Source organism: Acinetobacter pecorum (genome assembly GCF_014837015.1).
In the GTDB taxonomy this organism is placed as follows: Bacteria; Pseudomonadota; Gammaproteobacteria; order Pseudomonadales; family Moraxellaceae; genus Acinetobacter; species Acinetobacter pecorum.
The window spans coordinates 1-9,147 of the sequence record NZ_JACSPT010000036.1; the positions used below are offsets into that span (position 1 = coordinate 1).

Annotated in this window: 7 protein-coding genes and 1 pseudogene; 6 read left to right on the plus strand and 2 right to left on the minus strand. The window is 37.0% G+C overall.

All coding sequences use genetic code 11. The annotated features are described in order from the left end of the window. The first annotated feature begins 582 nt into the window (after positions 1–582). From H9629_RS15115 to H9629_RS15135, 5 genes and pseudogenes are all read left to right on the plus strand, one after another. Positions 583–1,861 (plus strand): annotated as a pseudogene (locus H9629_RS15115) (alpha/beta hydrolase family protein). A gap of 410 nt (positions 1,862–2,271) precedes the next feature. Then, on the plus strand, positions 2,272–2,487 hold the full coding sequence (locus tag H9629_RS15120; protein WP_191731428.1) for a hypothetical protein: 216 nt from the start codon (positions 2,272–2,274) through the stop codon (positions 2,485–2,487). A gap of 204 nt (positions 2,488–2,691) precedes the next feature. After that, the gene (locus H9629_RS15125) at positions 2,692–3,834 is read left to right on the plus strand and encodes a catalase family protein (RefSeq protein WP_064096116.1); all 1,143 of its coding nucleotides are present in this window, start codon (positions 2,692–2,694) and stop codon (positions 3,832–3,834) included. Positions 3,835–4,016: 182 nt separating this feature from the next. Then, on the plus strand, positions 4,017–5,246 hold the full coding sequence (locus H9629_RS15130) for an alpha/beta hydrolase family protein (protein WP_404794131.1): 1,230 nt from the start codon (positions 4,017–4,019) through the stop codon (positions 5,244–5,246). Between the two features lie 367 nt (positions 5,247–5,613). Further along, complete coding sequence (locus H9629_RS15135) at positions 5,614–6,249, plus strand: SOS response-associated peptidase (protein ID WP_191731431.1); 636 nt, start codon at positions 5,614–5,616, stop codon at positions 6,247–6,249. A gap of 41 nt (positions 6,250–6,290) precedes the next feature. On the opposite strand, the gene H9629_RS15140 is transcribed toward H9629_RS15135, so the two are convergent. Then, positions 6,291–6,437, minus strand: a complete 147-nt coding sequence (locus H9629_RS15140) for a hypothetical protein (protein ID WP_171254943.1) — start codon at positions 6,435–6,437, stop codon at positions 6,291–6,293. A 1,668-nt stretch (positions 6,438–8,105) separates the two neighbouring features. On the opposite strand from H9629_RS15140, the gene H9629_RS15145 reads away from it, so the two are divergent. Next, a complete protein-coding gene (locus H9629_RS15145; RefSeq protein WP_191731432.1) occupies positions 8,106–8,450 on the plus strand; it encodes a hypothetical protein in 345 nt (114 codons plus the stop codon). A 107-nt stretch (positions 8,451–8,557) separates the two neighbouring features. Here the strand turns inward: H9629_RS15145 and H9629_RS15150 are convergent, their stop codons facing one another. Next, positions 8,558–8,836: a hypothetical protein gene (locus H9629_RS15150; protein ID WP_064096111.1), complete on the minus strand. Its 279-nt coding sequence runs from the start codon at positions 8,834–8,836 to the stop codon at positions 8,558–8,560. Between the last annotated feature and the right edge of the window lie 311 nt (positions 8,837–9,147).

The following is a 9,147-nucleotide window of genomic DNA, read 5'->3' on the forward strand; positions in this document are numbered from 1 at the left end:
CTCACACCCAAGTTGTCACTTAAATTTGAATGGATTGGGGAAAACTCAGCTTTTGAATGTTTATGCAACAAAGCCTTGGTAATAAATAGTATTTATAGATGTCTAAAATTTAAAGCATAAAATTTATCAGGTTGTTTTGATAGTAAATCAATAAACTTTGGAATTGTCGTTGCAATTAATAAGCAAGGATCGTGGTCATCACGATGATTCGCTGTGAAATATTTCATATGCCTTTTAAAAAATAGACAATTTTCAATATTTTCATGAGACATCAGTTCACAATTAAAGTGAGTCATAGACCGCCCACTTAATATAAAGCTCACCTTATAAATATCAGGAAAAATCTGGGTTTTAAATTTATGGAGATGTCAGATGGTACGTCTCTTAACCACGAAGACTGAGTGCAGTTATTCCTGTGATTTTTTCTAATATCACCTACTTAAAACCATAGTACTCAGGGCATCAATTATTGAGATTAGCTTAATAATTTTAGTTTACAAAGTTTACTCATAATTAATTTAGAAACATGGCTAAGACTGTTACATTAAAAATGAAATTATAAAAATTAAAGTGGTATCGGCAATGAAAATTCAAAATCCTATTCCTCTTAAAGTTATGATTAGTTGTATATGTCTAGGCTTTGCTAGCCATGTTGCAGCTTCTCCTACACAATCCCAAAAAGATAAAAGTCCTTTAACAGATGTGGTATCAAAAACACCAGGTACTTTGTTATCCATTCAGGAACAAAGCACCGATTTATTTCCTCATGCTTCAAAACGATTTTTAATTAATTATCGTAGTCGTGGCATACATTCAGAGCCTATCGTAACTTCCGGATTCATCCTGCTCCCTAAAGGTAATCCCCCAAAAGGTGGATGGCCTGTTGTTGCTTGGGCTCATGGTACAACTGGTGTGGCTGACACTTGTGCACCCTCTGAAGATTATGTAGGAGGGCCTGTGCATGCCTATCAGCAAATCGCCGCCCAACCGCTTGATGCCTGGCTCGCTCGTGGTTTCGCAGTGGTTGCAACGGACTATCAGGGTTTAGGTACACCAGGAAGACATCCTTATATGAATACACAGAGCCAGTTACATACTGTCGTGGATTCTGTCAGGGCAATCCATCTATTAAAGCCTTACCAGTTCAGTAAAAACTGGTTTGTCATGGGACATAGTCAAGGAGGTGCTGCCACCCTGATGGTAGCTGCTCACGGGCAAAAAGATGCTCCTGAACTCAAGCTGCTCGGAGCAATGGCTGTTGCACCAGGTGGTTATCAATATCAAGGGATTGCCAGATGCTCCTGAACTCAAGCTGCTCGGAGCAATGGCTGTTGCACCAGGTGGTTATCAATATCAAGGGATTGCCAAATACGTTTCAACTCATTCGCAAATTCCAAAAAGTGTGATTGCATTTCTTCCTATTGTTCTTCTGGGTGCGGATGCGGCAGATCCAAGCCTGAACGTCATGAATCTACTAAGTCCAGAAATGGGACAGATTACGACTAATGCGCGGGATCGTTGCTTATCAGAATTGCAAGCTACAGTAAAAGAAGCTCCCAAAACAGTATTCAAATCAAATGCAAATCTTACTCCATTACTTAACTATTCCGCAAAACAGTCGATTGAAAATATGATACCTACTGTTCCCGTAATAATTGTTCAAGGTGATAAAGATCAGATTGTAGATCCTCGTGGTACTTATGCTTACTATCAGCAGATCTGCAAATTGCAAAAACCTATCGCATTCCAACCCCTTAAAGGTGCCGATCACCATGGTTCCTTAAGACAGAGTGCATCCATGGTAGGAAATTTTATCAGCTCGGTTGAACAAGGGAAATTTATGAGTACCTGTAATAAATAATAATCAAGTAAAACTTTAAAAATTAGCCTTTAAAGAATTGTCAGCCCCTTGATTGCAAGTGAGGGGCTGTACATGCATTTAATGCCATGCACAGCAATACAGGCATAGCCCTTTTCACACTTCCACAACTCAGAAGCGATACTCAGGAGATAACTGCTAAAGAGCAGAATCCACTGTGCCTACACCGGATTACAAACGCTTTTCGAAAAATTAAATAATCTATAAATTTCATAAATTTATATCACAAAATACATCACCTTAATTGTATTTTCATCTCAATAATCTATCAATATGTACATAAAAAGTTTAATAAAAACAAGCTATTCAGCATATAGTTCTAGGTGAATACTACATAATATTGGATGATGATAAACAGTGAAAATATAAAACTAAGAATCAGGAGATACATAATGAACGAAGCATACATCTACTGCGATAGAAAAATTATCAAGTGTTCTGTTTGTGAAGCACAGGATGACTATAGCTTTAATGATACTCAGCAATTTTCTATTATTGCTGCTGCAGAAGGCAAGCAAACTCATGGGCGCTACTCTATTGAAAGTATCAAGTGCAAGAACTGCAATAAAGTGGCAAAAAACAGTCAGGATCCCTATTTTTATTATTAAGTTGAATTAAAAATAAAAACCTACTTTTATATAGAGCAGATGATAAAGAATGGATATATTTTTAGAAATGAATCTGGATGGGCTTAAAATTTAAAAGATTGATAATTACACAAGCATGATCATTATTATAGGTCTAAAGGGCCTTCAAAGAATTTCAGATCATAAGTTAAAACTAACTTTAGCGGTATATCAAGGAGATACTCAATGCCTGACTTTATAAGAGCTGTAGGCTTGGGCCTACTTTACCTCCCGCTGATGACCATCAGTATCTTTAACACTATATATGCTAATACCTCGCCTATACCCCCTGAATCTCCCAAAGGTATCGCTTATCCCAATATAGATCGTGGTTTAAATGAAAGCCTTTATCCTGATGAAGAAATTACAGCTAAAAAGATCGCAGACATTATTGAGAAATCTATTCGGAAAGAGTATTCCACCGGTATCGCGCTACGTGATGCACACCCTAAGGCTCACGGTTGTGTACGCGCAGAGTTCAAGATAGATGAAGCACTTCCCAAAGAGTTGGCACAAGGTGTTTTCCTTCCCGGAAAAACTTATCCAGCCTGGATTCGTTTTTCTAATGGATCTAGTAATGCTAAACAAGCAGATATTAAAAAAGATGCCCGTGGCATGGCAATAAAGCTTTTGGCAGTACCGGGAGAAAAACTTTTAAATCATGATGAAATGTCTACTCAAGATTTTATCATGATTAATCATCCGGTTTTTTTTGTGAATGATCCAGCTCGTTATATGGCATTTATGCAGGATATAAATAGTGAAAGCTTTCTCAAAAAATTGCATACCCCTTTTGCATTAGGGGCTAAAGGAACCTGGATTGCCTTAAATACGAGAAATAAAATATCTAATCCTCTGCAAACCCGATATTGGTCCATGGTGCCCTATCAATTAGGAACAGACAGTGGTCGTCAAGCTGTAAAGTATTCAGCCCAAGCATGTTCAAAAGGAACAAATCCTATACCCTATAATCCCCACAATAATTTTCTAAGAGAAAATCTGCGGAACCATTTGCAAAAAAGTGAGGCATGTATGGAGTTTTTAGTACAACCCCGAACATCAAACAGCATGTCGGTCGAAGATTCCATGACCGAATGGCCAGAAAGCCAGGCACCTTTTTACAAGCTAGCGACTATTCATATTCCTCAACAGGTTTTTGATACGCCTGAACAAAACAAATTTTGTGAAAACCTCTCCTTTACGCCATGGCATACAGTACCAGAACACAAACCTCTGGGAGGAATAAACCGGATGCGAAAGGTGATTTATGAGCGTATCAGTCAGCTTAGACATGAGATGAATGCTACTAAAAGATTAGAACCACACTGAGAACTAAATATATATGAATTATTAACTAAATTATAACTTAAACTAAAATTAGAGCGATTATTGCACCATTTATTAAATTTAGCTTAATAATTTTAGTTTACAAAGTTTGCTAATAGTTAATTTAAAAACATGGCTAAGACTGCTACATTAAAAATGAAATTATAAAAATTGAAGTGGTATCTGTGATGAAAACAAAAAGTTCTCTCCTGAAAATTATAGTAGGCTGTGCAGGCTTAGGCTCTGCTTATTTGCTCGCCTCTCCTGCTATTTCCCGGAAATGCAAGAATCAGAATTCCCAGAAATGCAATCATCAGAATTGTGATATTGCCGCGAAGACACCCGGAACTTTACTCGCTATCGAGGAACAAAGTACTGATTTATTTCCTCATGCCGCCCAACGATTTTTAATCACCTATCGCAGCCGTGGTATACATTCAGAACCCATTGTTGTCTCCGGATTTGTTTTATTGCCACAAGGCAAACCACCCAGAGGTGGCTGGCCCGTTTTAGCCTGGGCACATGGCACCACCGGAGTGGCAGATACCTGTGCCCCCTCTGGTGATTATGTCGGTGGACCCGTACATGCCTATCAAGAGCTTGCTTCCAAACCACTTGATGCCTGGCTTGCCCAGGGCTATGCAGTAGTTGCCACCGATTATCAGGGATTAGGTACACCCGGCAAACACCCCTACATGAATGCACAGAGCCAACTGCATACTGTGGTTGACTCTGTAAGAGCACTTCATTTTTTAAAGCCTTATCATTTTAACAGGAAATGGTATGTCATGGGTCACAGTCAGGGAGGTGCTGCTGCCCTAATGGTAGCTGCACATGGGCAAAAAGATGCACCTGAGTTAAAGTTACGTGGAGCACTGGTCGTTGCCCCAGGAGGATATCAATATGAGGGAATTGCCCAATACGCAGCCTCGCATCCTCAAATCGAAAAAAGTGTGGTTGCATTTCTTCCTATCGTTCTTTTAGGTGCTGAAGCCGCGGATCCTAGCCTCAATATTATGAATTTATTGAGTCCTGAAATGGCCCAGATTGTCAATTATGCGCGTAATCATGGCTTATCGGAATTACAAGCTGATGTCAAAGAAGCACCTCAAACAGTTTTCAAAACTGATGCAGATCTTAATCCCTTAATAGAATATTCAAAAAAACAATCCATCGAAAATATGATACCTACTGTCCCTGTAATGATAATTCAGGGTAATAAAGACCAGATTGTAGATTATCAAGGTACTCATGCCTATTATCAGCTAATGTGTACCAAACAAAAGCCGATTGCATTTAAAACTGTTGAAGGTGCAGATCATCATGGCTCTTTAAGACAAAGTCAATTTATGGTCGAAGACTTTATCAACTCAGTTGAACAAGGAAAATTTATGAGTACTTGTGAGACAAATTAATGTTCATATTTTTGTCGATTAGATATTTGTGATCATGGTAACTCTATGAAATCTATGAAATATGCAGTCTGTTACTAGACTGCATATCATTAAAAGTTTAGCTATTATGGCCTGAGTATGCCATTAACACGCTTATCGCAGTTAAGCAGTAACGAATATCGAAACGTAATATTTCATTTATTTGAGATTAATCCGGGCTTGCTACAGGCCAACTAACTTTAATTAATCCAAATTTTATTCCTTCGCAAACGTGTAGCTAAAGCAAGTATTAGAGCTTTTGCTGAAACTCATAATTTTGATTTTTGAGTTCCCCATTTTGATTCCTTAATTCTTTAGCATACAACAATGAGAATGAAAGAGGTTCTTTATGTGCTCGAACTATGAATTCCCTTCAAAAAAACGTCTTTCCTTACTAGATATTCATGAAGAACAACTGGAACTTGGAATAAAAACGCATGTTTATCCATTAGCACCCGCCCCAATCATTATGTGTGGTGCGGACGAGTTTGAACTGGATATAGCACGTTTCGGACTGGTTCCATCTTGGGCAAAAGAATTGAAGTATGGCAGACATACCTACAATGCCCGGAGTGAAACAGTGGCATCCAAACCAAGTTTTCGACATGCCTGGAAAAATAACCAGTTTACTTTGGTCCCAGTCGATACATTCTTTGAGCCTAAATATATTGACGATAAACCGCACTGGTTTGGTATTTCACGTGAAGATGGTCACCCTTTCACGGTTGCAGCAATTTATGAGGATGCCTTGATTGAAGGTGAGAAAATCAGATCCTTTTCGATGCTTACCATAAATTCAGATCAGCATCCATTTATGAAACAGTTTCACAAGCCGAATGATGAAAAACGTTCAATTATTGTGATTCCTGAAGAATTACGACACGACTGGCTTAACTGCGACCATGTACAAGCTCATAATTTTTTCTTTGAAATGAAAGATGAATTTATAGCAAGGCCTAAGGAGCAAGGTTTGTGGACAAACTGAAAAGCCCTAAACCAAGTTAGGGCTTTATTCATATAAAATACTTATTTCTGCTCTCTCAATGGATTTTCTGGCTCGGCATTGGGTTTTTTCTCCGGTTTGACATGCTTATAAGATTCCTGATTCCCTTTATCGTCATTTGATTCTTTTTGTGGATTTGATTCCTGCTCTTGCTCTGGCTTATTTGTCATATATATCTCCTCGATCTGTTTACTTAAAATAAATATGACATCTGCCAATAAACATCAATGTTATTTATGTTTCACATTTACATTATAGAAAGTTAATCTCTTCAGCATGTACTCACTTCTCACAGCACCTGTCACACATAAGTTCATAAGTCTCGATAGCTGATTGGATAATACCGTATGAGAATATAAACTTACTTATTGGTTAATAGAGAGTCTTGGCGGTGTAATTAAAGGATTCAGACGGCCCTGTTTTGTGGATATTCTGCTAACGTGTGTCATTTATGTCTGAAATGCGATTACATCACCACCCCCGATAAGTCTGCTTGCCTTACTTTGTTGTTCCACCAGAAAGACAGAAAATGTGGTGAAATAATGGCCAGCGATCAAAAGACAGTTCTAAGCCTCACATTTACAATACTTCTTTCCCATGGCCTTTATCATATTCATGGAAGAAAAAACATGACGAATATAAATTTATCTTGCCGGATACATGAGTGCCGTAATCAACCAAATCTTGTTTTCATCGAGACCAAATACGGAAATTTTCCAACCTTATCTCTATTATAAGAAAAAATTCATCAGTAAAGCCCTCTCCACCTGGTGATTGAATGAGGAAGGCTTTACGTTCATTGTTAGAATATTATTCAATATTTTTCAAGCAATCACGACACTCTTTTATTTCATCATCATCACAGGTGTAATCGATTTCAGTTGCACCATGAAGACCAAATAAACAAAATATAAATTGCATCATGTTTTTCTCCTTTTATATAAAGCTCGATTCTGAATCGAGCTTTATTGCTTCAAATATAAAATGACCCAATACATCATGATTTGGATCAGCTGAATAGGCTGGAACGACTTCGCTACTCTGCTCCATATTTAGCATTTAGGTAAATTAAAGCCTTCAGAGCTAAGTCCGTACAGGTTCTTCAGCTTTAGTCATCTGGTCCTTTTTACAATGATCACTTTTACAATGCTCGTTGCCCATCATCTGACACATTTTTTCTTTGCAAGATTTAAAACAACAGCCGACCATCACGCCCATGCCAAATGCACATATACATCTCATCATAGCTTTGTCCTGTCTTTTCGTGAAAAGAGATATATAAATAACATCTATTCATGTATTTCTCTTGAGAGAATTTTCATGCTTTATGTTGTGAATGAAAACTTATGTGAACAACAAGGGGGAAAACTACAATCAGTATCAAAAAAGAAGATTGTTGCGAAAAAGAAAAAAGCCTGTTCAACTCTCCTCAATTGAACAGGCTTTGTAATATGCTGATTTTTAATTATTTAAATTAAGTTTTTTAGAATGACGCCAAGATATCACTAGCTAACCACCCAATCTGTGTAGGATATATAGATTCAATGTTTCCAAATGTGAAATATTCACTAGTTCTGTTAAATAAATGTCTGTATTTTAGGCAAAAAAAAAATCTATCCCTCAAATTTGACCAATAAACATCCAAATATTAAGGATGATCAATTCAAATAAATATTATAAATCTTAGTTCAAATTTTAGGAGAAGATTCTTTTTTTTAAAATACTTGCTAATAACTAAATATAATTTCTCAACAACTTATAAAATTTGCAGATGGCTGCTTTCTTTTTCGCTATTTATCTCTATAATTTTTTTATAAGGCATATCAACATTTAGCACTATGAAAAATCGCATACTGATTACTGTCTTGATGAGCGTGGCAATATGTGGTTGCCAAAAACAACAAGCAGAGAGCTCAGCCGAACCTGATTCAAATATCAGAGCACAGTTTGAACAGTCAGATAACCAGCTCAGTGGTTATCTGGATAAACTAGATTCTTCAACAATTTGTATGGAAGAAAGAATCAGTATCCTTTGTAACCAGTATCCTGAAGAATATAAAAATAATTACATGCCAGCACTACTACAACTTGCCCCTGAGGAATATACAGAAAAGGATCTACTCCGAGATCTAGACAATGCGCTGAATTTCTACAAGCTGAAAGCTAATATTCAGTGTTCCTAGTTGATATATTCAATTTTATAAGAAAAAGTAAATGCATAAAAAACCGCCTTATTCAGGCGGTTTCTTATAAATAGCGTATATTCTGAAAAGAATTAACGCTTTATTTTTCACTCATCTTGTTGATTTTGTGAATTTTGTTGTTGCTGGTTACTTTTTTGCTGTGGCTGTTGTTGCTGTTGGCCTTGCTGGTTTTGTTGCTGATTACGCTGCGGTTGCTGCTGTTGTTGCTGATTACTCTGACCCTGCGGCTGTTGTTGCTGCTGGTTGTGTTGTTGCTGATTTGGATTTTGCTGGTTATTTTGCTGACGCTGTTGATCTTGATTGCGTTGTTGATTTTGCTGTTGCTGTTGTTGGTTCTGTTGGTCTTGCTGTTGGTTATTAGCCATGGTGGTATTCCTTACTATTTGCTTTAAATTAAAAGCCGATAGGGTTTCGACTTAATAACCACTTTACTCATTTTTTTGATTTATCCAACCTTTGACCTGTTACAGTTTAATTCAATGTAAAAAATAGTAAGCTAAGTAATTGAAGTGGAGATTAATGAGCAACATAAATTACCTAATATAATGCAAAAGAAACATAAGGAACGATATAAAAATCAAAATTATTATCCAATAAAAGGAATAACTTAAGCTCTGTTTTATATATAGAAAAAATTAAAAAATATTATTAAATACAATTTACCACAACGTATATT